The organism is Chloroflexota bacterium (genome assembly GCA_016219275.1).
In the GTDB taxonomy this organism is placed as follows: Bacteria; Chloroflexota; Anaerolineae; order UBA4142; family UBA4142; genus JACRBM01.
This window is the reverse complement of record JACRBM010000091.1, coordinates 33,916-59,339: the sequence shown is the minus strand read 5'-3', so window position 1 is coordinate 59,339 and position 25,424 is coordinate 33,916. Positions and strand designations below refer to the sequence as shown.

Below are 25,424 nucleotides of genomic sequence, written 5' to 3'. Positions count from 1 at the left end.
CCTGGACGCGGATGGAAACGTGACTGTGCGCAAGCCATGCTCGCTGGGTTGAGTGAACTTCACAGCGGTCGTTTTGATAAGGCTTGGCAGAAAACCGTGCCCATTGTCATCTGAAGTCGCCGACACTTTTGCGGTATACTCTTTCAAATCGAACGGGCGCGCCATCCGCACGCCCGTTCGCGTTTCCCATTCTCATTGATGGTTCGTCTGGTAGGGGCGTTCAATTGAACGCCTCTGCGAAAACCGGACATTGATTACGCTCCGGCTTTCAACCCGATGTTTTGGAGCAGTTCGCTCACCTGCGCGCGATAGAATTCGTTCGCGTCGCCGAGCATCGGTTGCAGCTGATGGTCCAGTTCGAGCGACACGATCCCATGCAACCGATACCAACACACCAGCGCGACATACATCGCCGCGATCGGTGCGGTGTAGCCATAGTTTTTCTTCCAGGCGCTCAACTGCGCTTGCAACGCCGCGGGTGGTCTGGCGTACTCCGCCGGCAGATTCAAATCACCCTGTTTGTGCGTCGCCGCCAATTCATCCACCAAGACATCGAACCCGCACTTGGCTTCGGGCAGCGTTCGTTCCGCCGGCGCGACATACCCAGGAATCGGTGTGCCGAAGATGAGCAAGTAATCCTGGGGATGCGCGAGCGCCCACTTGCGATACGCCACCGCGCAGGCGAACAAGCGCGCGGCATGAGCATTCTCTGGACGCGCATCGCGCGCGGCTTGGAGCGTATCCGCCAGCGAACGAAATGCGGCGATGATCAATTCGGTGACCAACTCGTCGCGGTTGGGAAAGTAGCGATAGAGCGCGGGCGCGGTCACCTTCATCGCGCGCGCGATCGCGCGAAGCGAGAGCGCCGGCGCGCCCGCCGCCGCGATTTGCTGTCGTGCCAGATCAAGAATCTCCTCGCGCGTAGCTTGATGCACCAATGCCCGCCGGGTAACCGTCTCGATTTTTGTTTTCATAAGTTGTCACCATTTAATTAAATTAACAGTGTAAGCATCATACGCCAATTCGGTGATTCGTCAAGCCGGTTTAGCGTGCGGATGCAGGGCGCGTGCAAACTCGCGCCTGCTTGTCATTGCGAGCCGCAAAGCGGCGAAGCACTCCCCAAGTGGCTTGAAGATTGCTTCGTCGCTGCGTTCCTCGCAATGACCGTTCGGGCGCGGGCGGCTCGCCCGCCGCCACAGCGCGCGATTGTTTTTCAATCGCCTCGATTTGATGTATAATGCGTCCGATATGTTCGCGGAGGATGAGAGAATGGCGGACCGACCGATTCGCGTGTTGATTGCAAAACCGGGACTAGATGGACACGACCGTGGCGCTAAAGTCGTCGCGCGCGCGTTACGCGATGCCGGCATGGAAGTGATTTATACGGGCATTCGGCAAACGCCGGACATGATCGCCGAAGCGGCGCTGCAAGAAGACGTGGATGTCGTCGGACTTTCGATCTTGTCCGGCGCGCACATGGATTTATTTCCGCGCATCATTGAGCAGTTGAAAAGCAAAGGAATTGACGATGCCCTGCTCGTGTGCGGCGGCATTATTCCCGAAGAAGATATTGCCACGCTCCAGCAAATTGGTTTTGCCGGTGTGTTCGGTCCCGGCACCTCGACCCAAGACCTCGCCACGTTCATCTGCGATCAAGTCGCGGCGCGTCGCGGAGCTGCCGCGTAGTGGAACCGGCACAGATCGAAGCGGTGCGCGCGGGCAATCCGCGTGCCGTCGCACGCGCGATCAGCGCGGTCGAGCGGGGCGGCGCGAATGCGCGTGAGGTGGTCGCGGCGCTCTTTCGCTTCACCGGTCGCGCGCACATCGTCGGGATTACCGGCGCGCCGGGCACCGGCAAAAGCACGCTCGTCAACGCCATCGCCAAACAGTATCGCCGACGCGGAGCACGCGTCGGCATTATTGCTGTAGACCCGACCAGTCCGTTCAGCGGCGGCGCGATCCTGGGCGATCGTCTGCGGATGCAAGATTTATCTGGCGATGTGGGTGTGTTCATTCGCTCGATGGCGACGCGCGGTTCGCTCGGCGGACTCGCGGCGGCGACCGCCGATGCGGTCAAAGTGCTCGACGCCGCCGGGTTTGGAGTGGTGCTCGTCGAAACAGTCGGCGCGGGACAGAACGAAGTGGACATTGCGAAGAACGCGCACACAACGGTCGTCGTCGAAGCGCCGGGACTGGGCGACGATATTCAGGCGATCAAAGCCGGCATTCTCGAAATCGCGGATGTGCTCGTCGTCAACAAAGCGGACCACGACGAAGTGAGCGCGACGGTTGCCGCGCTCGAAATGAATTTGAACCTCAAGCCGGTGAAGGAAGGCGACTGGCGACCGCCGGTGCTCAAGACGATTGCGACCCAGGGCGACGGCGTCGCGGAGGTGGTGGATTGGATCGGCAAGCATCGCGCGTTTCTCGACACGCACGATTTGTTTGCAGTGCGCGAACGCGCGCGCGTGCGCGCGGAACTCGAAATAGTGGTGCAGCGCGAATGGATGGCGCGACTGCTCGGCGGCGTGAATGGTACGCGCGTGAACTCGCTCGTCGAGAAAATTGCGACGCGCGAGTGTGATGTGTACAGCGCGGCGGAATCGCTCATAGGTCTAAAGCAGTAGAGGTATTCGGACACCAGAGGCATCGCCAATGAAATCAATTCACTACGATTCGGAGGGAGATATTCTCATGGTGACGTTTGTTAAAAACCGCGCGCAACCATTGCGCGGCGTGGAATTGAACGACAACATCATTAGACATTATCGAGAATAAGACATCTCTCGCCAAGCCGTCAAGAACGCCAATCTTTTTCAAGATGATACTTTGCGTGCCAAGATGATTCTTTGCTTGCTTTGCGTCTTGGCGAGAGGCAAAAGTTGTTTCCGATAAAGTCTATTTTGTATTACAATCCAAAAACGAAAGAACCGGTAGAGTTGATCCTCATTAGTTGCCAAGCCATGCTGGAAGCTAGCGCGGGAGAACCGCTACACCTCGATGGCTTGCAGTCGCTATCGCTCTCCGCGCGAAATACTGTGGTGCGAATCATGCGGCGCGCGCCCATGTCGAATTTCCTGAAACTCGCAACACGTACACGCAAGATTCCGGCAAGCTATCCCGCCGAAGTGTTCACCTCGAACGCGTTGAGAGCGGTCGCATAAGGAGTCATGATGTCTCAAGTCAAGATTTTCTGGGACCCGCAGGGGTTCGCACTCGATTCAGTTGGCGATCACCAATTTCTCGGCGCGACCGACGGCGACACGCCGGCGATCTCGGTCGCGGTTCGCATGTTGTGCATTGACACACCCGAGGTGCATTACCCCGGCAATCAGAAACCATCGAAACAAGATACGAACCTGCACCAGCTGGCGGATTGGATCCAGCAAGGCAAAGCGCCAATTAGCGATGGTCTCGCGCAACACTTGCATCCCAGACTCGTCACCGGCACGGCGGGGACACTGCAAGAGACGCAAGGCAATCGCGCGACAGAGCATTTCCGAAACCTGCTCGACGAAAAACTAAAATTGCCGAACGGCAAGAATCGCAATCTGTTCGTTTGGACGGGCGACGAGAAATTCGAACAGTACGGTCGCCTGCTGGCGTACATCGCGCCGAATTATTCCGATGCAGAGCGTGCGCGCATGTCGCGCAAAGAACGCGCCACCTTCAACTTGTTGATGGTCGAATCCGGTTGGGCGGCATCCTTGATCATTTATCCCAGCATCCCCAGTTATCCGGATTTGGTCCTGTTTCAGGAAACGAGCCAAGCCGCGTTTACCGAACCGCGCGGCGCGTGGGCGGACCCGCTTTCGCTCACGGGATACGAATTCCGGATGTGCATCAAGCTGTTTCAAGTGACGCAGAAATTGGTGAATGGACCGAAACCTTCACGCGAAGAACGCGAAGGATGGGTCGAACGATACTGCGTGGATATGACCACGCGCGAGATTTTCTTTCCGCAGGATTATCACCGAGTCAAGCCGTATAATCGCTTGTTCATCTGGTCCAAGGATGTGACGGACGCCGTGAGCAAGTTGAATCTCACCCCACCGGAGTAACACGTGCAACTCTGGCTCATTCGACACGGTGAAACGGACTGGAACACCGAAGGACGCGTCCAGGGTGCGGTGGACATCGCGCTCAACGCGCGCGGCATCGCCCAAGCGCACCACCTCGCCGCACGGCTCGCGGGCGAATCATTCGACGCGCTGTACACCAGTCCGCTTGCCCGCGCGCGCACGACCGCGGAGATCATCGCGCAAAAACTGGGACACCCGCCGGTGTCCGATGCGCGGCTCGAAGAAAAACATCTCGGCGAATTGGAAGGACTGACGATCCAGGAATTTGAAAAACAATTTCCGGAGATGTATCACGCGTGGCACCATCGCCAAGAGCCGCTGAATCTGCCGCGCGGCGAAACGCAAACGCAATTCCACGAACGCGTCTGCGCGTTCCTCGACGACGCGCACGCGCGGCATTCCGACGCCAGCCGTCTCGCGATTGTATCGCACGGCGGCACGCTAGGCTTGATGCTCGCGACACTGGTGCGGCTCGACGTGCAACGCCGCACGCCATTCTGGCTCGACAACGCGTCGCTCAGTCTGGTCGAGTGGCGCGTCGAGCGCGCGATCGTGCGTTTGCTCAACGATACCTGTCATTTGCGCGATGGACACGCGGGAAACGGCGAATAGCGAATGACGAACGATAACTTACCGGGGAATAGTGAAGAACGGATTGCGCAATTGCTCAAGGATGCCGATGCCGCGACGGCGACCGAAAACTGGGACCAGGTCGTTGCGTTGTATCGGCAACTGCTTTCGTTCGACCGCGTGATTCAGGGCGCGGAGGCGAAATTGCAATGGGCGTTGCGGATGAAAGACATCGAAGGATGGTACCAGCAAGGCAAAGCGCATCTCGCCGCGCAACGGTACGCCGAGGCGCTGTCCGCGCTCCGCAAGGCGCGCTTGATGTACGCCAGTCATTATAAAGATACCGATCAATTAATTGTGGAGGCACAAACTGCAATGCAGAAGGAAACTTGGCAAGCTCGCCCCGTCGCAACGCGCAAGGGCTGTTTCTTGTTTGGCGCGTTGATCGCGCTGATCGGATTGCTCGCGCTGATAACCGCGTGCGCCGCGCCGACCGCCGCGCCCACGCCGACCACGATCGCGATGCCGACCGCCGGCATTGCGCCAACACCGTTTCCGACCTCGACACCCACCAACACCGGGGGCGTCGAAAAAATTCCACCACTACAAAGGAGTGGCATGTTTAAGGCACCACCGCAAATGACGATTGATGTCAACAAAAAGTACAGCGCGACGATCAAGACCGCGAAAGGCGATATCGTCGTCGAACTCTCGGCGAAAGATGCGCCGCAGACGGTGAATAATTTCGTCTCGCTCGCGCGCGTCGGTTTTTACAACGACCTGAAATTCCATCGTGTCGAACCGAACTTTGTGATCCAGGGCGGCGATCCGCAAGGTGATGGCACCGGCGGACCGGGTTATACGATTCCGGCGGAAATCAAAATCAAGCACAGCAAAGGCGCGATCGCGATGGCGCGGCTCGGCGACCAGCAAAATCCCAGACGCGAATCGAGCGGCAGTCAATTCTACATCACGCTCGAGGCAACGCCCTTCCTCGACGGCGCGTACACCGCGTTCGGGCAGGTCACGCAGGGGATGGACGTGGTCGCCAAGATCGCGAAAGGCGATATCATTCAAACGATTGTGATTGACGAAAAGTAGAGACGCGCGGCGACTCTACTTTGCCAGTGTCAGATTAGCCGCAGAGCGCACAGAGGTCACAGAGATTTTTTTGTGTTCCTCTGGGTTCCCTGTGCCCTCTGTGGCAAAAGAACAAAATCTGACATTGCCAAACTACGCGTCAATCTGGAGGATTTCAATGGCGAAGATGTACGGCGAATTGGCGCTGCTGAGTGGGCGCAGTAATCGGCCCTTGGCAGAAGCCATTTGCCGGTACTTGGGCGTCACACTTCTCGAAACCGAGTTGTTCGACTTTCCAAACGAAAATATTTTCGTGCATCTCTGTTGCAGCGTGCGCGGACAGGATGTCTTTCTGTTGCAAAGTCTCTGTTCGCCCGTCAATCGGAACATTATGGAGATGCTGATCATGCTCGACGCGCTCAAACGCGCGTCCGCCGGTCGCATCACCGTCATCATTCCATTTTACGCGTACAGCCGCAGCGACAAAAAAGATCAACCCCGCGTCGCGATCACCGCGCGTTTGCTCGCCGATTTGATCGTGACCGCCGGCGCGGATCGTTATATGACGTTCGATCTCCATGCCGGGCAGATTCAGGGTTTCTTTAGTATTCCCGGCGATGAGTTCTCGGCGTTTCCAGTGCTCAGCGAATATCTCGCGGCGAAGAAAATTCCGGACGCGGTCGTGGTTTCTGCCGACCTGGGTTTCGCGAAAAAGGCGCGCAACTTTGCGCGCCGGCTCGACGCGCCGCTGGCGTTCGTCGAAAAACGGCGCATCGGCAACGACCCCAAAGCACAGGCACTGACGGTCATCGGCGACGTGCAAGACAAGAACGCGATTATCGTGGACGATGAAGTGGATACCGCCGGCACGTTGACCGAAGCGGTTTACTTGCTCAAGCGCAATGGCGCGCGCGCGGTCTTTACCGTTTGCACGCACGCGATTCTCTCCAACCCGGCGTTCGAACGACTCAGCCAAGCGCCTATCGAAGAATTTATTTGTACGGATACGGTGCCGATTCCCGATGAAAGGCGACTGCCGAATTTCAAGATTCTCTCGGTTGCGCCGTTGCTCGCGGAAACCGTCGCGCGCACGCACGAAGGGCGCAGCGTGGGCGAGTATCTCAAGGACGCGTGAGAGTTCATTTTCGATTTTTGATTTCTGATTTTCGATTGCGAAAATCTACAATCGAAAATCGGCAATCCAAAATCAAAAATTAGAGACATGCTAAAAAATTTGTACACTAAACTCGCCGGGGATCCCAGCGAGAAACAAGTCCAACGTTGTTGGAAGATCGTCAAGGAAAAAATCAATCCGCTCGAACCGGCGTTGCAAAAACTGACCGACGCGCAACTGCGCGCCAAGACCGCCGAGTTTCGCGCGCGCTTGGACGACGCGCTTGCCGCGCCGCGCGCTCAAGTCGCGGAACTGCAAGACGAGTTGACGCGCGCCAAGGACGCGCAAGACCGGCAGATGCTCGAAGAACAACTCAAGCCCGCGCAGAAAAAATTGGTGGACACCGAACGCGCGACGCTCGACGAGATTCTGCCCGAGGCGTTCGCGGTGACGCGCGAAGTGAGCGTGCGCACGATTGGCTTGCGCCATTTCGACGTGCAACTGATCGGCGGCATCGTTCTGCACGAAGGTCAGGTCGCGGAGATGAGGACCGGCGAAGGCAAAACACTCGTCGCGACGACGCCGTTGTACCTCAACGCGCTGCTCGGACGCGGCGCGCACCTCGTCACGGTCAACGATTACCTGGCGCGTTATCACACCCAATTGATGGGTCCGGTCTATCACGCGCTTGGTTTGAGCGTTGCGGTGATTCAACAAAACGAAGGCAGCGCGCTCATTTTCGATCCTGGGTTCAAAGCGCAAACCGCCGAGATGAATTATCTCCGCCCGTGCACGCGGCAAGAAGCGTATCGCGCCGACATCACCTACGGCACGAACAGCGAATTCGGTTTCGATTATTTGCGCGATAATATGGCGTGGCGGCTCGACGACCGCGTCCAACGCGAATTGTATTACGCGATTGTGGACGAGGTGGACAACATTTTGATTGACGAGGCGCGCACGCCGTTGATTATTTCCGGTCCCGCCGGCGAAGCATCGGACGAATACTATCGTCTCGCGGAACTCGTGCGTAAACTTGCGCCCGACGATTACACGATTGACCAACGCACGCGCGGCATCACCTTGACCGAAGCCGGGTATGATCGCGTCGAGGAATTGCTGGGGTCGCGCTTTACCAACCCAGACCGTCCCGAAGAAATTGATCCGCAGCAAGCCAAAGTCCTGCACCACCTCGAAGCCGCGCTCAAAGCTGAGCACCTGTTCAAGCGCGACAAGGATTACATCGTTCGCAAAGGTCAGGTCATCATCGTGGACGAATTCACCGGACGCTTGATGCCCGGGCGACGCTGGTCGGATGGATTGCACCAAGCGGTCGAAGCGAAAGAGCGCGTAGCCATTCAACAAGAATCGGTGACGTACGCGACCGTCACGCTGCAAAATTATTTTCGTTTGTATCATCGTCTCGCCGGCATGACCGGCACGGCGAAGACGGAAGAAGACGAATTTCAAAAAGTGTACGGTCTCGACGTCGTCGTGATTCCGACGAACAAGCCAATGATTCGCGCGGATCAACCCGATCAGATTTATCGCAACGAAGAAGCCAAGTGGCGCGCGGTGACGGTCGAGCTGGTGCAACTGTTCGCCAAGGGACAGCCCACGCTCGTCGGCACGACCGCGATTGAAACATCCGAACGATTGAACCACCGTCTCGCCGCGCCGAGACTGCAACTGTACGCGCGCGCGCGCTTGCTGCAACGCGCGATTGAAGACAGCAACGCGCTGAACGACAAACAACGCGGCACGCTCAAATTGATTCTCGCGCGGTCGCTCGACGAAGCGCCGGAGAATTACGACGAGGCGCTCTCGTCGCGCTTGTTCCACGCGTTCGATTTGCGCGCGGTCAGCGCGGTGGCGCGCAAGTTCAAGGTAGACACGCGCGAGTTGGCGCGCTTGAAAGCGCGCACGCGCGGCAAAGACACTGCCAAGCAGTTGAATGTGAACGAACGCGACTTGCAAGAACTTGAGTCGCTTGCCAAGCGCGATGTCGAATTCGCCGCGCGGCTCGAAGAACGCGGCTTGCTCAACAGCGGCGAAACTTTGTGCGAAGAAATCTCGACGCACCCGGACGACCTGCCCAAGATCGCGCAAAGACTCACCGCCGTGCCGCCCGATGAAGCATTTCAAATCGTGTCGCAGGTGTACCAGGATTTGCGCCTTTCGCGCGAGGATTTGGCGAACGTCAATCGTGCGTTGCTCGATTCGCTCGGCGATCTCGACGCGGTGCGCGACGAACACCGGGTTCGCGCGGGCGATATGGATGTGATCGTCAAACGCTTGTTCCTGCGCGACGACGATGTGACGCGCCTCGCGAAAAAACTCGACGTGAACGCCGACCCGTTCGCGGCGGAGAACGCGGACGCGCAAAGTGAAATTTTCAACGTGGAGGACACCAAACGACTCGCGGATATTTTGCGCGGCGGCATCCCGCATCAAGTACTGAATGCGAAAGAGCACGAACGCGAGGCGCACGTCATCGCGCGCGCGGGCGAGCCGCACACCGTCACGCTCGCGACGAACATGGCGGGACGCGGCGTGGACATCAAACTCGGCGGCGAATTGCCGGAGGATGTGTTGACCCAGGTTTCGCGGGTGTTGCATCGCGAAGGCATTGACCCGTACAATCTGTCGTTCGATCAAATCGCCGAGGCGCTCGACCGGATTCCGCCGGACAAGTACGCGCTCGACGCCGAACCAGTCGCGCGTTTTCAAAAGCACATTCACGACCGCGCGCGTGTGCGCGAACTCGGCGGGCTACGCATCATCGGCACCGAGCGCCATGAGGCGCGCCGCATTGACAATCAGTTGCGCGGTCGTTCCGGTCGTCAAGGCGATGCCGGCTCGTCGCGATTTTACGTGTCGCTTGAAGACGACATTATGCGGCGAATGGGCGGCAAGGGTTTGATGGATCGCGTGTGGACGGAAGACATTCCGATTGAGCACGATTGGGTATCGAAATCGCTCGAGCAAGCGCAAGTGAAGATGGAAGGGTACAACTTTGACATCCGCAAACACCTGCTCGAGTACGACGACGTGCTCAACAAACAGCGCGAGATCATTTACGGACAACGTTATCGCATTCTGACCAAAGCGGATTTGCGGAGCGATTTGCGCGGCTGGCTCGAAGAAGAAATCGCGCGCATCCTCAACGAAAATCTCAAGGGCGATGCCGGCGATGCGTCGCGTTTGCTCGCGCATCTCGATTCGCTCTTGCCCGGTTTTTACCTCAACGAGAACGAACTGTGGTCGCCGTTCTCACTCGCGCGCCTCCAACGCGATTTGGAAAATGCGAACGCGGAGAAGATTGCCGACGTCGCGCAAGCCGCGCTCGAAGCGCAGCGCGATTACATTTCCGATGTGATCGTGCCGGAAACGGTGGATACGTTCGAGCAACAACACAAAGCGGCATGGGACGAAATCGAAGACCTGGCGAAGAATACGCTCACGACGATCCAGCAAGAATCGCGCGAACAAAATCGCTCGCTCGATTTGCGGATGGCGTTGCAAACGCTGGGACAGGCGACCGGCTTGCAAGTGGAGGTGCGCGCCGAACGCGGCGCTGAAATCGGCGAGCGCGAAATCATGGACGCGGTGCGTCGCGCGTTCGATGCGCGGGTGGTGGAACAGATCGTGCGTCGCGTCGTCAAGCGCATCGGACAGCCGATAGATTTTCGCTATCAAGCTAAGGACACGTTGAACTTTGGCGCGTTGCGCGAAGACCTTGCCGCGTCGCTGGACGACACGTTCACCAAGCAAGCCGAGAAATATCTCGACGACATCGAACGCGAATTGGAAGAGCGCCTCAAGAGCGCGGCGGACGCGCAAGGCACGCGGCTCGCGCATCTGCTTTTCTCGATCGCGCACTATCGCGCGGCGGCATTCGACACGCGCACGCATCGCCGGCTCGAACTGCTCGTGCCGCGATTCGCGTGGACGCACCTCGCGGCGAAGAAACTCGACGTGACGGATCGCGACGCGTTGCGCGCCGAGATTCTCGCGTATTGGGAAAAATCGCTCCAACAACTCGAAGTTGTGCGCGGCGGCACCGCCGCGTTCAACGATCTCTTGCGCGAGTTGATGTTGAGTATCGTAACAAATTTGTGGGTGGACTATCTCACCGAGATCGAAGCGTTGCGCGAAGGCATCGGCTTGCAAGCGTTCGCGCAGCGCGATCCGCTGGTGCAATACAAACTACGCGCGTCCGAAATGTTCGGCGAATTGTACGCGCGCATCCGCTCGCAGGTGGTAACGTACGTGTTCACGTACCAGTATCGCGGTTTTGCGCGGCTCGCCAGCGCCGAGCGCGATCGCGCGGCGCGGCAAGCCGTCGAAGAAGCCGGCACGAGTCAAAAAGTGGCGACGGGCGCGACCAAATCGGCGAACGCCAAGCCGGATGGCGGCAAGCCCAAAGCGGAAAGTAAGAAGCAAGCCGAACCGCCGCGCAAACCGGTCAACGCATCGGTCGGTGTGAAACTGGGACGCAACGATCCGTGCTGGTGTGGGAGTGGCAAGAAATACAAGAACTGTCACATGCCAAGCGATACGCGCTAACGGCGCGATTTATTGCAGAACGGTTGCGAGTCGCCTTAATCAAACATCGCAAAGCACTCCGAGTGAAGCGGAGTGCTTTTTTGTGCGCGGCTTGCGATCTACGCGAGCAATTTTCGACCCGGCTTGATAATTGCGCGTCAAACTGATTGACACTCCGCGCGGGGTTTGTTATAATTTCGGCAACACTTACCCAAGGAGGTGTCTATGTTCGGCTCCACAATTATTGATGTTGCCATCGGTTTGATTTTTGTGTACTTTTTGTTGAGCACGATTTCTTCCAAGATCAATGACCTCATTGCGGGATGGATGCAATGGCGCGCCAAAGACTTGGCAGTTGGAATTCGCACGTTGCTGGCGGACCCACAGTTGACCACCAAGGTTCTTTCTCATCCACTCGTACAAGGATTGACCGGCAAAGAAGGCAAGGCGCTGACCTATATTCCTGCCAACACCTTCGCGCTCGCTTTCTTCGATGCGATTGCGCCGGCGGCGAATGAACCGACCGGTCTGGACAAAGTGCGCGCCAGTGCGATGCAAATGCCGGATAGTTCGGTGCGCCAAGCGGTCATCAGCATTGTCGACGCGGCAAATGGCAATATGGTCCAAGCGCGCAATCAGGTCGAAACCTGGTTCAACTCTGCGATGGATCGTGTTTCACTCGTATATCGCCAACGCATTCAAGTCCTGACCGTCTTTGTGGCGCTGGCAGTCACGTTGATTTTTGGCGCGGACTCGCTCGCCATTGGCAACTCACTTTGGCGCGAACCAGGATTGCGCGCCGCGGTGAGCGGCGCGGCACAGGGCGCGCAATCCGGCGCGTTTCAACAAGCCGTGAACACGTTATCGCAAAGCGCCTTGCCGATAGGATGGAACACTTTGCCGGCAACGCCGTTGGAGTGGTTTCAGAAAATTCTAGGGTTGATTTTGACGACCCTCGCCGTTTCACTCGGCGCGCCGTTCTGGTACGACCTGTTGCGTAACTTGACGAGTCTTATCTCGTCCAAGAGCAAGTAGAAATGAAGACGCCCCTCAAGCCGAGGGGCGTTTTGTTTTGGCGATGAAACTCGTTGTGTGCGCGCGAAATTATTTCGGGTGATTCCGGTACCACGCGATCGTTTGCTCGATCGCTTGGCGATGCGGCGTGCAAGGGTTGTAGCCGAACGCACGCGCGAATTTCGTTCCGTCTACGACGAACGGTCGCGTGAACTGGTACAGCGTCTCGCGCACCTCGCGCACCAACGGCGAGAACACGCCGACGAGCCAAATCATCCACGGCGAGTACACGCCTATGTGTGCGCGCGTCCCCGCAATTTCAAACGCGAGCTGGAAGAACTGTCGAGCCGTGATCGGCTCCGCGCCGGCAATGTGCCACGTTTGTCCCAGGGCATCGTCGCGTTCTGCGAGCGTGATCAGCCCGCGCGCGAAATCGTCAATGTACGTCAGCGTGTGCGGCATGTCGAGCGAGCCAGCCCACATCGCTTGTTTCCCGGCGACGATGGCGCGAAAAACATCGCCGCCCGCCAACGCATTCGTCACGCCCGGTCCGTAAAAATCGGACGCGCGACCGATTGCGACGCGCACCTTGCCACTCGCGTGCGCTTGCATCAACTCGTTCGCCAGCCGCGCGCGTAGTTTGCCTTTGTGTCCCGGCGCGGCATACGGTAAATCTTCGGTGAGCGGAACGGACACGGGACCGTACATGTACACGTTGTCGGCAAAAATCAGTTTTGCGTCAACTGCCGCCGCCGCATCGGTGATGTTTTGCATCATCGGCGGAAATTTTGCCTCCCACTCTGGGTAGGGCACGTTGACACAGTTGAACACGACTCCTGCGCCCGCGCACGCCGCACGCACGCTCGCCGCGTCGAGTGCATCGCCGCGCACGACCTCGACGGTCGCCGGCAAGTCCGCTTTGCCGCTTCGATTCACCGCGCGCACGCGCTTGCCTTGCGCCGCGAGTGTGCGTGCCACCGCGTTGCCAATGCCGCCGCTCGCGCCCAGCACGACATTCAAGGTATGGTCGTTCATTCGCTTTTCTCCTTACAAAAAGATACATTGTTCATTTTAGTTTACAGCGTAAACATTATACATAACCATGCGCCCTTTGTCAAGCGCCCCATAGCGTCGCGCGCACACACGCACGACCACGCTTGACACATGCCCCAATCCGCGCTAGTATTCTGGTAATACATTCGCACAGGAGGCACGTATTCTGGAACCCGATGAACTGGCTCGCCAAATTCTCGATTGGATCTCGGACAAACAAGGCGCGGACATTTTGATGCTCGACACGCGCACGGTCTCGTACATCGCCGATTATTTCATCATCGCCACGGCGGATAACGAACGCCAGATGAAAGCGATGAGCGATGATATCCAAAAGCAATTAAAGAAACTCAAGGTCTTACCGCTCGGCGTCGAAGGCACGCCGGATTCGGGTTGGATTCTGCTCGATTACAACGGCGTGATCGTGCATTTGTTCAGTCCTGCCCTGCGCGATTATTATCAGCTCGAACAAGTCTGGGAAAAAGCGCCGACGGTTGTGCGAATGCGCTAGTCAGTCAACTGTCCATAGTCAACGGTCAACAGTCGTTAGTAAACAAAACACACACGACGCGGAATGACTCCGCGTCGTGTGTGTTTTAACTACAGAATACTGTTTACTGGCGACGGTTGACTGCCGACCGATTACTCATTCACCCAGCGATCCACCTCGCGCGTGTACGCGCTCAATTCCTCGGGCTTGAACCACAGCGCGATTTCGTTCGCCGCGGTTTCCGGCGCATCGGACGCGTGGATGAGATTGCGTAATCCCATCATTGCGTAATCACCGCGGATCGTGCCGGCGGCGGCTTCCCAGGGTCGCGTCGCGCCAACCATCGCGCGGACTGCGCCAATCGCCTCGTGCCCTTCGAGCACCATCACGACGACCGGGCTGGACGTAATGTAACCGACCAACCCATCGTAAAAAAATTTCCCCTTGTGCACGGCGTAATGTTGTTCCGCGAGCGCGCGGCTGACCTGGAGCATTTTCAGCGCGACGATCTTCATCCCGCGTTCCTCGAACCGCGCGAGAATTTTCCCGACGAGCGCGCGTTGCACCCCGTCCGGCTTGACGATCACCAATGTTTGTTGCAATGGAACCTCCGTGATATTTTCGATTTTGGATTGACACACGTGGGCGAAGGTTCTGCCCACTATCGCAAAATCCTTCGCCCGGGTATCACGCTTCGCTCGCTTCGAGTCGTTCGCGCAAATAGCGATAGCGTTCCAGCGCGTCGTTGAGACGCCCGGCGCGCGTGTACGCATCGCCCAAAACGCGATGCGCTTCGAGCGGGACGCCCGCGCGGCGCACCAAGGATTCGACATCCACGATGACTTCGGCGATGAAACGCGGCGCGTGTTGAATCACCCAGTCGTACTCGACGAGCGCATCGTTCCAGCGCGAGTCGTCGCGATGTTCGCGCGCGAGGATGAGATGCGAATAACCCTTGGGTTGCTTCCGTACTTTTGGCTCGGGCGGGAGAGCCGCGCGGCGTTCACGCGCGGCAGACACCGGTTCCGCCGGAATTTCTGGACGCGGTTGTTCGGCGAAAATCGCCGGTAGTTCGAATTCCGGTTCGGCAGTTCCGGCGCGCGCGGGCTCAACCGGAATTTCCTCGCCTGGGCGCTCGGCAAAAATTGACGGCAATTCGAATTCGGGTTCGGCAGTTTCTGCGCGCGGTTGATCCGCGAAAATGGACGGCACTTCGGGTTCGGTGGTTTCTTCGCCGGGTTGCTCGGCAAAAATTGACGGCAATTCGAATTCGGGTTCGGCAGTTTCCGCACGCGTGGGTTGCGCCGGAATTTCCTCGCCGGGTTGCCCGGCGAAAATCGCCGGCAATTCGAATTCGGGTTCGGCAGTTTCCGCACGCGTGGGTTGCGCCGGAATTTCTTCGCCGGGTTGCTCGGCGAAAATTGACGGTAATTCGAATTCGGGTTCGGCAGTTTCCGCGCGCGTGGGTTGCGCCGGAATTTCGTCGCCGGGTTGCCCGGCGAAAATCGCCGGCAATTCGAATTCGGGTTCGGCAGTTTCCGCGCGCGTGGGTTGCGCCGGAATTTCGTCGCTGGGTTGCTCGGCAAAAATCGCCGGCAATTCGAATTCGGGTTCGGCAGTTTCCGCGCGCGTGGGTTGCGCCGGAATTTCGTCGCTGGGTTGCTCGGCGAAAATTGACGGTAGTTCGGATTCGGGTTCAACAGATTCCGCGTGCGCGAGTTCTGCCGGAATTTCTGCGGGTGGTTGCGCGACGAAAATCGCCGGCGGTTCCGGTTCCTCGGGCGCGGGTTCTTCTACAATTTGTTTTTGGCGCAACACGTTGAGCCAATCGAACGTGGTATCCGTTGGCGCGGTCTCCTCCGCCGGCGTCGCCAGCGTGTCGCGCCAAGTGGGCGGCAGGATCTCTTCCGGTTCGCGCGCGGTTGCATCGGGCGCTTGGCTGATCCATTGTGGCAATGCTGTGCCTTCTTCCGCGACCGCCGGTTTGACTGGCGGCATCTCCGAGGTCTCGGCGGTGCTCGGAACACCCTCGCCGCGCAACCACGGCGGCAAAGCCGTGATCGGCAATTCCGGTTTGGCAGACGGACCGATTTCAACATCCGTTGCCGATTCCGCCGGCATTTCGACGGTCGGTGTTGGCGCGGGCGCTTGATCGAAAACGGATACGACCTCCGGCTCTGGCGCGAACGGAGTTTCTTCCACTGGCACGGTTAGGTCAAACGGCGTTGGCGCCGCCACTGGCGTTATGGTCACGACCGGTGCTGGCGCGCCTTCGACATAGCGCGGAACGGTCGGCTCGACGGGCAAAAGCGGTGAACGCGCGCCGAGTAGATTCGCCGCGACGCGATTGGTCGGGTCGAGTTGTTGCGCGCGTTGCAAGTACGCTTCGCTTTCCGGCAAGCCGCTCTCTTTCCAGGCAGTGCCCAAAATCAAATTCGCCTTGAGGCAGTACGGCAGCGGTCCAAGCAAATCTTGCGCGACCTGCGCGGCTTCGTGGATGCGTCCCGTGCGCCACAACATTTCGACGAGCGCGGTGCGCGTGTCGAGGCGCGTGGGATCGCCCGCGACAATTGCGCGCAATTCCTGGGTCGCTTGCGCGAGCAAGCCCTGATACGCGTACAACCGCGCGAGCGCGCCGGGCGTCATTTTCAAGCGCGCGCGCGTTTTACGCGAGTTGAGCGTGTGTAAACGCAACAGTTCTTTGTGAATTTCCGGATGCGCCGGCGAAAGTTCGAACGCGCGCTCCATGTGCCACACCGCTTCATCCATCAGTTGGCGTTCTTCAAAAATCGAAGCCAGCCCGACATACGCGACGGCATTTTCCGGGTCCGCGCTGAGCACGCGACGAAACAAATCCTGCGCGGCGTCGTATTCGTGCTGTTCCAAACACGCTTCCGCAACCTGGCGGATGGTGTCAACGCACTTTGGGTAAAAGCGCAAAATGTGCCGACAGAGCGCAATCGCTTCGGTATTGCGGTCGTGGTGGATCAATTCGCGGATTTCATCCGCGTACGCGGTGAGGGTTACTCGATCTTCCACAATCATCTCCTCGCGCGAGCGAGTACTTTGACGGTCAACCTTGCGCCGGTCACACAAACCTTCGCAAGGGTTTGGTACATCTTGGGTATCGCTATTATGCAACAATTCGGGTAAATGGTCAACCATTCACGAGCCAGGCAAATGCTTACACGAGCCGATGCGCGCCCTTGAGATGCTCGACCAATTCGGTAATGTCGCGTTCGCCTCGGCGCGACGCGCCAATCGGATCAGGAATGTCCGCGTCGCCGAGCAGCGCACGAAACGTGGACGCGACGCCGTGCGCGATCACGTCGAGATCGTACCCGCCTTCGAGCGCGAACACGATGCGCCCATCGCACAGATCGCGCGCGAGCAGGATGAGCGTGCGCGCGAGCGACGCGTACCCGGCGAGCGACAGCCCTTGCATCGCGAGCGGATCGCGCCAGTGCGCGTCGAACCCGACGGACGCGAGAATCAACTGCGGGTGGTACCGTTCAGCCAGCGGCGCGAGCAAATCGTCAAAGACGCGTTGATAACCTTCGTCGCCGACGCCGGCCGGCAATGGCACATTGACCGTGAAGCCGGTTCCATCGCCTGCGCCGATTTCATCCCAATCGCCGGTGCCGGGATAGTGCGGATATTGGTGCGTCGAAAAGTACAGGACGCGCGGCGTGTTGTAAAAAATATCCTGGGTCCCGTTGCCATGATGCACGTCGTAATCCACGATCAGCACGCGTTCCAAACCGAACGCGTCGAGCGCGTGTTGCGCGGCGACGGCAACATTATTGAACAGACAAAAACCCATCGCGCGTTGGCGCGTGGCGTGATGTCCCGGCGGTCGCGCGAGCGCGAACGCGTTGTCTACTTCGCGCTGCATTACCGCGTCTACGCCGCGCACGACCGCGCCAGCCGCCAGCCGCGCCGCATCGAGCGAACGCGCGTTGGCGTACGTGTCCGGGTCGAAATGTCCGCCGCCGCGCGCGACGAGTTGCTTGACGCGCGCGACGTGTTCGCGCGTGTGCGCCGCTTCGAGTTGCGCGTCGGTTGCGGGAACCGGTTCGAGCGCGGTGAGACGTTCGAGCAAACCGGATTCTTTCAACACGCGCATCGTCGCGGTGAGGCGCTCCGGCGATTCGGGATGCCCTTCCTCGGCGTGTTCGAGAAAAATCGGCGAATAAAGAAAAGCGGTCGTCATTTTCATCACTCCGTTGACGAGAAACCGGCGCAAGGTTGGCTTCAAGGCGGCGGCTTCAGCCAGCCCTTTTTGATCGCGGCAATTGCGTAGGGCAGCGCCTTGTTCGAGGGTACCCACAAATCCGGCGCGAAACCCTTGCCTTCGAATTCGGTGAGATCGGGCATGACGAATAATTCCGAACCGAACGACACACTCAGATTCGAGTTGGGCAACACATAGCGCGACACATCGCCGTAGGTGATACAGCCCGCGGAATTTTCTCCGACGATGACGACGTGTTCGAACTGGCGCAGGTAGCCGACCATCACTTCGCCGGCGGACGCGGTTTCACCATCAATCAACACAACCATCAATTGATGCCACCGGAACGGCGCGAATTCCGGCACGCGGATATCGCTCCAACGGCGTGTGGCTTTGCCCGAATCCCAGTCTTTGAATAACAGTTGCAACTCATTCGCGTCGAACGTGCGCGTGGCAAGCATATTGATTTTGCCCGCGAGGACGGTGCGCGATTCGATTTCGGTGCGGACGAAGGGAAATGCCGGCACGCGCCATGTCAGCCCGTTGATCCAATCGCCCGGCACGGAGACCAAGCCGCCGGTATTGCCGCGCAAATCCAAAACGACGATTGGCTCGATGCGGAGGTTCTCGGCGTCTTCTCTAAATTTTCGCAACGCGTCCGTCGCATCGGAAAACGATCGGCTGACGACGACCGAAACGTCTTGCTCCAAATAACGCGCGAACGTGGTGTGGTCGCCGATACGCGGCGAACGACTCCAGAGTGCGCGTTGGCGTTGGACCTTGCCATCGGCGGCGACGCCATCCAGGACAAGTTCGCTCGGATACTGGGTCGCGGTAACACCCAGTTGGTACACCGGGTCGCCGTTCGGCGCGAGCGACAACTTTATAAACTCGCCGGGCGCTTTGCCGTTCACGGCGGTGACGAATGTTTTGCCGCTCGCGCCCCAATAGTAATAACGCTCGCCTTCTTTGAAGAAATGGATTCCATCGAAATAAAAATAGTCCGCATCTTTGAACAGCGAGTCTCCGCCGATGTTAAAGTGGCAATCTTGGATGAACGACAAACTATCGCGCAGTGCGCTGGCAAGACGCGTGGGCGTCAACGTGGTTTCGCGCGCGATCGTTTGCAAGGTCGCGTTCTCCGCGCGCTCAAAATTACCCTCCGCGCCAAAGACACCGTACCCCGCATAACCATGTTTGAGCAAACGGAAGAAAAAGCGCGTGTCTTGTTCCGCTTGGGTGCGCGTGATCGCGGATGGCGTTGCGCCGCGCGGCGCGATGAGTTGGTTCGCGGCGAGTTCATCAGCCGAGTCCGCGACAAACTGCCGCGGCGCAATACTCGCGCGCAAAACCTGGGTTGGCAGCACCGTCACCGGGTGCGCGAACGTAAGCGGCTTGGCTTGCGCGACCGTCGGCGTCGCGGTTGGTGTGGGCGTTGCCGTCGCGGTTGGTGTGGGTGTGATCGTCGCGGTCGCGGTCGGGGTTGGCGTAATCGTCGCGGTCGCGGTCGGCGTCGGCGTGACCGGGGTTGCCGTTGGTGGAATCGGTGTGGGCGTTGCGATCAACGCGTCGCACGCGCTCAACAACGCCGCGCTCAAAAGTATGGCAATCACGCGCGACCCAGGTTTCAGGATACGCATTGGCTGGTTCCTTTTCACTTGAAGATTGAACGATGTCGAATGCGCCATACTACGCCCACCGGATAGCCGATCATTTTCGCGATGTCGCCGGTGACGCGGATGAGCGGAACCCACGCGCACGCGGACACGCGTTCGGCGAATGTGAGATCACCCAGCATTCGCGCGAGGCGTTTGTACGGCGTAAAGAACATTCCGCAAAACGCGCCGAGCCACAACGCGAGCGCGACGAGCGGTATCACGAATGTGACGACGAGCGCGAGCGGCAACGCGACGAGGTACGTGAGGTAACGAATCACGTGGCGCGTGAACCATAGATTCGCTTTGCCGTCGCCGCGCGCGTACTGATAGTACTGCTTGAAGAACGCGCGCAAACTGGGACGCGGGCGAAAATGCGCGACCGCGCGTGGCGCAAACGCGAATCGAAAACCGGCGCGTTGCAAATCGAAATCGAAAATCAAGTCTTCGCAAAAGTCGAGCCATTCAGGATAGCCGCGCACTTGCTCCCACGCGGATTTGCGAAACGCAATCGAACGCGACGAGGGCAGAAACTTTTCAGGACGAATGTCCGCGAGCGCGGGAAGCGTTGTCGCGGCGAGCGCGGTCTCGAACGCGCCGCGCGGGTCGGGCACGAAAAAGCCGGCAACCACGTCGGCGGTTGGTGGTCGGTGGTCGAAGGGCTTGACCAATTCCTCGACCCAGCCCGCGTCGAGCCGCACCCCCGCGTCGGTCGAACCGATAATGTCACCAGTTGCCGCGTGAATCGCAAGGTTGCGTCCGCGCGAAATGTTCGCGCCCGGTTCGACGATCACGCGCACCGGCAACCGCGTCATCGCCGCGCGCAACACCGCGAGCGTCGCGTCGGTCGAGCCGCCGTCCACGACGACGATGTCGTCTGGCGCGAGCGTCTGCGCGGCAATCGAATCCAGCAAACGCGGCAGCGCGTCCGCTTCGTTCTTGACGGTGATGATGAGTGAAATTTTCACGGCGCTATTATAACACAATCACCCCACCCAGCCCCCCTTGGTAAGGGGAGGGAAGGGAGGGGTGAGTGTTGCCCGCGCTCGCAATGACGCGCGTGGATACCAGCCACGGCACAAACCTTGTTGAATTTTTTATTCAGTGGTATACTCCCGCACTGTTATCCTGGTTTCATCGGAGGTAGTGTGGCAGGAATTTTTTATTGGGTTTATTTGATTGCCGCGATTTTTCTTGGCATCTATGGTTTGAATCTCATTCTATCGGTTGGTTTGTTTTGGCGTAAACGCAACAACAAGACCACGACGCCGACATTGTTCGTGATGCCGCGCGTGACGGTGCAATTGCCGATCTTTAACGAGCTGTACGTCGTCGAACGATTGATTGACGCGGCGGCACTGCTCGATTGGCGGCGCGACCGGTTGCAAATCCAGGTGCTCGACGATTCGGACGATGAGACGACCGCGATCGCGCAAGCGCGTGTCGAGTACCATCGCCGGCGCGGCGTGGACATTGCGCTGATTCGCCGCGCGGACCGCAGCGGGTTCAAAGCCGGCGCGCTGTCCGAAGGATTAAAGTACGCGACCGGCGAATTTATCGCGATCTTTGACGCGGACTTTGTGCCGCCGACCGATTTTCTCAAAAAGACGATTCCGCATTTTCTCGCGCGCCCCGAGCTGGGGATGACGCAAACGCGGTGGGGACATCTCAATCACGATTACTCGGCGTTGACCCGCGCGCAAGCGATCGCGCTCGATGGACATTTCGTCGTCGAGCAGGTCGCGCGCTCGCGCAATGGCTTGTTCTTTAACTTTAACGGCACCGCCGGCGTGTGGCGGCGCGCGTGTATTGACGATGCGGGCGGCTGGCACGGCGATACGTTGAGCGAAGACCTGGACTTGTCGTACCGCGCGCAACTGCGCGGCTGGCAATTCTTGTTTTTGCCGGACGTGATCTCGCCTGCCGAGTTGCCGCCGCAGATTCACGCGTACAAGCGTCAACAATTTCGCTGGGCAAAGGGTTCAACCCAATGTCTCGTCAAACTGGGACCGCGCATTCTCACCGCACCGGGCGTGCCCTGGTTCAAACGCATCGTCGGTTTGCTTCATCTGTCCGGCTATCTAATGAATCCCTTGCTGATCGTCATGCTGATTATGCTTGTGCCGCTTCTCGCGTGGCGCGTTCAGTTCGCCGACGTGATGATGCTGTTCAGTTTCGCAATGCTGGGTCCGGTGACGATCTACGGCATGTCGCAACGCGCGTTGTATCCCGATTGGATCTCGCGGATGCGCTATTTCAGCGTGCTGCTGCTACTGGGTACCGGGCTGGCGCTCAACAATTCTATCGCCGTGATCGAGGCGCTCACGCGGCGCGGCAACACGTTTCGCCGCACGCCGAAATTCCGCGTCGAAGCGGACGGCGATTCGTGGACGGAAAAACGGTACGCGTTGACATTGGGCTGGGAAACGATTGGCGAGTGGGCGCTTGCCGTGTACGCGCTGGTCGGCGCGGCGATTGCGTGGCATCAGCACGCGTACTGGACGTTGCCGTACTTGTTGTTGTACGCGGCGAGTTTCGGTTTTACCGGCGCGTTGAGCGTGTGGCACGCGCGTCCGGCGCGGCAACGTGAGGTCGAACTGGCGGCAGCGAATTAGGAATGGCGGATGGCGAATGGCAAATTGCGTATTGCGTATTGTGAATTCGCTACTAAAAGAAACGCCGTTGAAGCGAGGAAAAAACTTCAACGGCGGCAAATCGAAAATCAGAAATCGAAAATCCAAAATCACGTCCGCGGTTTCATCGCGCGCGCGATGGCTTCTTTTTCTTCGGCGGTCAATGTGTAGGTGGATTGTCCGCTGACGACCGGCTTGGCGTAGACGCGCACATCGGTGCGCGAGTGCAAGCCGCTGAATACAAAACCGTCGGTGTGGTCGTCGAGCACCGCGACGACGAAACTCTGGTCGCCGCCCTTGTCCGAGAATGGATTGAAGCGCACGATGCCGACGTGCTGGATCAGGAACGGCATTTTGCTTTCGATGTGCACAAGATGTTGCTCTACTGCCTGCGCCACTTGCTCGACGCGATCCATCCGCGCCAGGTAATCCATCAAGATAGATTCCAAGTCCGCGCCCGCGCGACCGGTCATCACCGTGCGAAACGCTGCCGCGAGTTTTTGATGCCGCAGTTCGAGAAAGACGACCCAGCCGCCAAGCGCGATCAACGCCAGCAACAGAATTACAACCAGAATTTCCACACGCCCCCCGTATGGGTTGGAGATTTTGAAATCAAAGCAGTCGCATTGTAGCGCGATTGGTTTACAAGGTCAAGAGTGACAAGAGGAAACCAAAATGAATTCGGACACCGTGATTCTCTTTACGCGTTTTGGGATGGGCGATGCGCCCACTGCGTTGCAACAAAAACTCGCGGCGACGTTTTTGACGTTGCTCAATCAAGACACGCCGCCCGGGGTCATCGCGTTTTACGGCGAAGGCGTCAAACTGGCGTGCGCGGGTTCGCCCGTTTTGGAACCGTTACAAAATCTCGCCGGCAAAGCGACACGACTCGTCATTTGCCAAACGTGTCTCGATTTTCTTGGCTTGCGTGAGCAGGTGCGCGTCGGCATTGTCGGCGGCATGGGCGACATCATCGCCGCGATGAATGGCGCGGCGAAAGTGATCAGTGTATAGATGAAATTGTTGATTGCGACGCACAATCGCGGCAAACTGCGCGAGTATCAGGAAATCTTCGCGGGATTGCCCTACGAACTCGTCACGCTTGACGATGTTGGCATTCAAGACGATGTGGAAGAGACCGGCGCGACCTTTGCGGAGAACGCGCACCTCAAGGCGACCGCGTACGCGCGCGCAAGCGGTTTGCTCACCCTCGCGGATGATTCCGGGTTAGAAGTGGACGCGCTCGGCGGCGAGCCAGGCATCCGCTCGAAACGGTACGCCGGCGACGATGCGAGCGACGCGGCGCGCGTCGTCTTCTTACTCGACAAACTGCGCGACGTGCCGCGCGCACAACGCGCCGCGCGTTTCCGGTGTGTCATCGTCCTCGCGTCGCCGCGCGGCGACACGCGCGAATGCGCCGGCGCGTGCGAAGGCGAAATTGCGTTCGCGCCGCGCGGCGCGAACGGGTTTGGGTACGATCCCGTGTTCCTGTTTTCCGAACGCGGGTTGACGATGGCGGAATTGTCGAGCGCAGAAAAAAATCGCATCAGCCATCGCGCCCGCGCGGCGGAACACGCGCGCGAACTGCTCAAACATTTTGGCGAATAAAAAGACCCGAAGGGCAATCACCCTTCGGGTCTCGCGTTCTACTCGCGTATTCAGTTGTTCGTTACACCCACCACCGTTGCAACCGCTTCGGGCGAAGGTGGAATCTTGCTGCCTAATACGCGTTCCATCGCCATCGTGTGACTGCACAAGCCGTGCGTCGCAAAGTAGCGGCATCCGCACGACCAACGACCCAAATCAAAAGCCACGGTGTACGTGTTGTTGTCCCCTTCGAGTTTCACTTCGAACTTGGTAAAGACGACGCGGCGATCCGCTTCGGCGGCGTACCGCTTTGCCTTTTCGATCTTACCGTACATACTCGAATCCATCACAACCTCCTGACTGGGATTTGCCAAACAAAAAACACCAGACGCGCACGGGCGCGTCTAGTGCCTTTGAAAATTGCAAGCTGATTCCCGTTGCCCTCGGGCGGGAAAACCACTCATCGTCAGAAACTCCTTACAATCGTGAGTATATGCCGAATCGCCGGAAAAGTCAATGCGCCGAGTCGCCTCATCCAGGGCGCGTGCAAAGTCAGCACGGCGATTGCACGAGCAGACTCAAAGCTTGATCAAGGTGAGCCGCATAGTAACGCCGCGCTTCTGGCACACTCCGAAAAGATTGCTTGTCTAGCAAGCCCAAGACCAGATTGTTAATCACGGCCATTGCCTGCGGTGCCGTTCCCAAGCGCACGTGATACCAATCTTCGCGCATCGTTTGATCGCGGCGATAATGCAACCGGTTCTCAATCAACCAATGCCCCCGCACAAGCTCGAGTAAGCGTGGGGCATTCGCTTCGTGGGCGGTCAGGCTGGTGATCCCATAGACGACTTCATGCATCACGCGCCCGTCCGCCACACGCCCAAAACGACGTTCGAGTTGAAAGACTTGTTCGGCATAGGGCCAGTCGAGATAGCCCTTTAATTCCTGACTCGCCGTGAGGGTGCGCAGCTCAATCCGTCCGTGCGCCTTGTCCACCGTTTCCGCCGAGCGAAAATCTTTCGTCGCCGCACTAAAGCCCGGGGTGCAGGATTCGCCGGCAAACAGCGTTTCCAGATCCTGACACAGTTGCGGTTGATTGGCTTTCACCGTCCAAACGTAGTCGCCCTGCGCCTCACCAATCTGGCGCGATAACTCGCGTTGGGCAAGCAGAGCATCGCCGGTGATGATTTTACCCTGTAAATCCAGGCATTTTAAGACGCGCGCGGCGGCGGGAATTTCGTTTTCTTTCGCGCCCACCTCGACTTGCGCCATCACCCAGCCTTCGCCCGGCAAGAACGCCGCCAAGAGATGAACGCCGCGCGTGTGTCCTGCGGGGATGGTGCCGCGCAAGGTCTTGCCATCCA

22 protein-coding genes and 2 pseudogenes are annotated in these 25,424 nt (G+C 58.6%); 14 read left to right on the top strand and 10 right to left on the bottom strand.

The features are described from left to right. Positions 1-254: 254 nt before the first annotated feature. Positions 255-974, bottom strand: a complete 720-nt coding sequence (locus tag HY868_24570) for a TetR/AcrR family transcriptional regulator (GenBank protein MBI5305327.1) — start codon at positions 972-974, stop codon at positions 255-257. Positions 975-1,269: 295 nt separating this feature from the next. Between HY868_24570 and HY868_24565 the strand changes: the two genes are divergently transcribed. From HY868_24565 to HY868_24520, 10 genes and pseudogenes are all read left to right on the top strand, one after another. Further along, positions 1,270-1,686, top strand: a complete 417-nt coding sequence (locus tag HY868_24565; protein MBI5305326.1) for a cobalamin B12-binding domain-containing protein — start codon at positions 1,270-1,272, stop codon at positions 1,684-1,686. Next, on the top strand, positions 1,686-2,627 hold the full coding sequence (meaB, locus tag HY868_24560; protein MBI5305325.1) for a methylmalonyl Co-A mutase-associated GTPase MeaB: 942 nt from the start codon (positions 1,686-1,688) through the stop codon (positions 2,625-2,627). The genes HY868_24565 and meaB overlap by 1 nt, the downstream gene beginning before the upstream one ends. Positions 2,628-3,173: 546 nt before the next feature. Next, positions 3,174-4,061 carry a thermonuclease family protein gene (locus tag HY868_24555; protein ID MBI5305324.1) on the top strand — a complete coding sequence of 296 codons (888 nt, stop codon included), beginning with the start codon at positions 3,174-3,176 and terminating at the stop codon, positions 4,059-4,061. Positions 4,062-4,064: 3 nt separating this feature from the next. Then, positions 4,065-4,694 carry a histidine phosphatase family protein gene (locus HY868_24550; protein ID MBI5305323.1) on the top strand — a complete coding sequence of 210 codons (630 nt, stop codon included), beginning with the start codon at positions 4,065-4,067 and terminating at the stop codon, positions 4,692-4,694. A 576-nt stretch (positions 4,695-5,270) separates the two neighbouring features. Further along, a complete protein-coding gene (locus HY868_24545; protein ID MBI5305322.1) occupies positions 5,271-5,753 on the top strand; it encodes a peptidylprolyl isomerase in 483 nt (160 codons plus the stop codon). A gap of 157 nt (positions 5,754-5,910) precedes the next feature. Next, complete coding sequence (locus tag HY868_24540; protein ID MBI5305321.1) at positions 5,911-6,867, top strand: ribose-phosphate diphosphokinase; 957 nt, start codon at positions 5,911-5,913, stop codon at positions 6,865-6,867. Positions 6,868-6,954: 87 nt separating this feature from the next. After that, positions 6,955-8,505: pseudogene (locus tag HY868_24535) on the top strand (preprotein translocase subunit SecA). A gap of 615 nt (positions 8,506-9,120) precedes the next feature. Continuing rightward, a pseudogene (locus HY868_24530) lies at positions 9,121-9,927 on the top strand (hypothetical protein). A gap of 1,143 nt (positions 9,928-11,070) precedes the next feature. Next, positions 11,071-11,415, top strand: a complete 345-nt coding sequence (locus tag HY868_24525; GenBank protein MBI5305320.1) for an SEC-C domain-containing protein — start codon at positions 11,071-11,073, stop codon at positions 11,413-11,415. Between the two features lie 204 nt (positions 11,416-11,619). Next, on the top strand, positions 11,620-12,429 hold the full coding sequence (locus tag HY868_24520) for a hypothetical protein (protein ID MBI5305319.1): 810 nt from the start codon (positions 11,620-11,622) through the stop codon (positions 12,427-12,429). Positions 12,430-12,498: 69 nt separating this feature from the next. Here the strand turns inward: HY868_24520 and HY868_24515 are convergent, their stop codons facing one another. Beyond that, entirely contained in the window at positions 12,499-13,443 is a 945-nt protein-coding gene (locus tag HY868_24515; protein ID MBI5305318.1) for an NAD-dependent epimerase/dehydratase family protein, read from the bottom strand. 181 nt (positions 13,444-13,624) lie between these two features. On the opposite strand from HY868_24515, the gene rsfS reads away from it, so the two are divergent. Beyond that, positions 13,625-13,972 (top strand): ribosome silencing factor, encoded by a 348-nt coding sequence (gene rsfS / locus HY868_24510; GenBank protein MBI5305317.1) that lies wholly within the window; start codon positions 13,625-13,627, stop codon positions 13,970-13,972. A gap of 131 nt (positions 13,973-14,103) precedes the next feature. On the opposite strand, the gene ndk is transcribed toward rsfS, so the two are convergent. The 5 genes from ndk to HY868_24485 form a co-directional block, all read right to left on the bottom strand. Beyond that, a complete protein-coding gene (ndk, locus tag HY868_24505) occupies positions 14,104-14,553 on the bottom strand; it encodes a nucleoside-diphosphate kinase (GenBank protein MBI5305316.1) in 450 nt (149 codons plus the stop codon). 85 nt (positions 14,554-14,638) lie between these two features. Beyond that, positions 14,639-16,990, bottom strand: a complete 2,352-nt coding sequence (locus HY868_24500) for a tetratricopeptide repeat protein (GenBank protein ID MBI5305315.1) — start codon at positions 16,988-16,990, stop codon at positions 14,639-14,641. A gap of 145 nt (positions 16,991-17,135) precedes the next feature. After that, on the bottom strand, positions 17,136-18,164 hold the full coding sequence (locus HY868_24495; GenBank protein ID MBI5305314.1) for a histone deacetylase: 1,029 nt from the start codon (positions 18,162-18,164) through the stop codon (positions 17,136-17,138). 41 nt (positions 18,165-18,205) lie between these two features. After that, a complete protein-coding gene (locus HY868_24490) occupies positions 18,206-19,825 on the bottom strand; it encodes a hypothetical protein (GenBank protein MBI5305313.1) in 1,620 nt (539 codons plus the stop codon). A gap of 14 nt (positions 19,826-19,839) precedes the next feature. After that, positions 19,840-20,808: a glycosyltransferase gene (locus HY868_24485; GenBank protein ID MBI5305312.1), complete on the bottom strand. Its 969-nt coding sequence runs from the start codon at positions 20,806-20,808 to the stop codon at positions 19,840-19,842. A 180-nt stretch (positions 20,809-20,988) separates the two neighbouring features. On the opposite strand from HY868_24485, the gene HY868_24480 reads away from it, so the two are divergent. After that, positions 20,989-22,455: a glycosyltransferase gene (locus tag HY868_24480; protein MBI5305311.1), complete on the top strand. Its 1,467-nt coding sequence runs from the start codon at positions 20,989-20,991 to the stop codon at positions 22,453-22,455. A 128-nt stretch (positions 22,456-22,583) separates the two neighbouring features. Here the strand turns inward: HY868_24480 and HY868_24475 are convergent, their stop codons facing one another. After that, positions 22,584-23,054, bottom strand: coding sequence for a DUF4446 family protein (locus tag HY868_24475; protein MBI5305310.1), 471 nt, complete (start codon positions 23,052-23,054; stop codon positions 22,584-22,586). Between the two features lie 94 nt (positions 23,055-23,148). On the opposite strand from HY868_24475, the gene HY868_24470 reads away from it, so the two are divergent. Together HY868_24470 and HY868_24465 are read left to right on the top strand one after the other, a co-directional pair. After that, a complete protein-coding gene (locus tag HY868_24470; GenBank protein MBI5305309.1) occupies positions 23,149-23,487 on the top strand; it encodes a DsrE family protein in 339 nt (112 codons plus the stop codon). Continuing rightward, on the top strand, positions 23,488-24,081 hold the full coding sequence (locus HY868_24465; GenBank protein ID MBI5305308.1) for an XTP/dITP diphosphatase: 594 nt from the start codon (positions 23,488-23,490) through the stop codon (positions 24,079-24,081). It begins immediately after the preceding gene. 50 nt (positions 24,082-24,131) lie between these two features. On the opposite strand, the gene HY868_24460 is transcribed toward HY868_24465, so the two are convergent. After that, complete coding sequence (locus HY868_24460; GenBank protein MBI5305307.1) at positions 24,132-24,407, bottom strand: SWIM zinc finger family protein; 276 nt, start codon at positions 24,405-24,407, stop codon at positions 24,132-24,134. Between the two features lie 205 nt (positions 24,408-24,612). Further along, entirely contained in the window at positions 24,613-25,410 is a 798-nt protein-coding gene (locus HY868_24455; protein ID MBI5305306.1) for an ISAs1 family transposase, read from the bottom strand. Positions 25,411-25,424 lie beyond the last annotated feature (14 nt).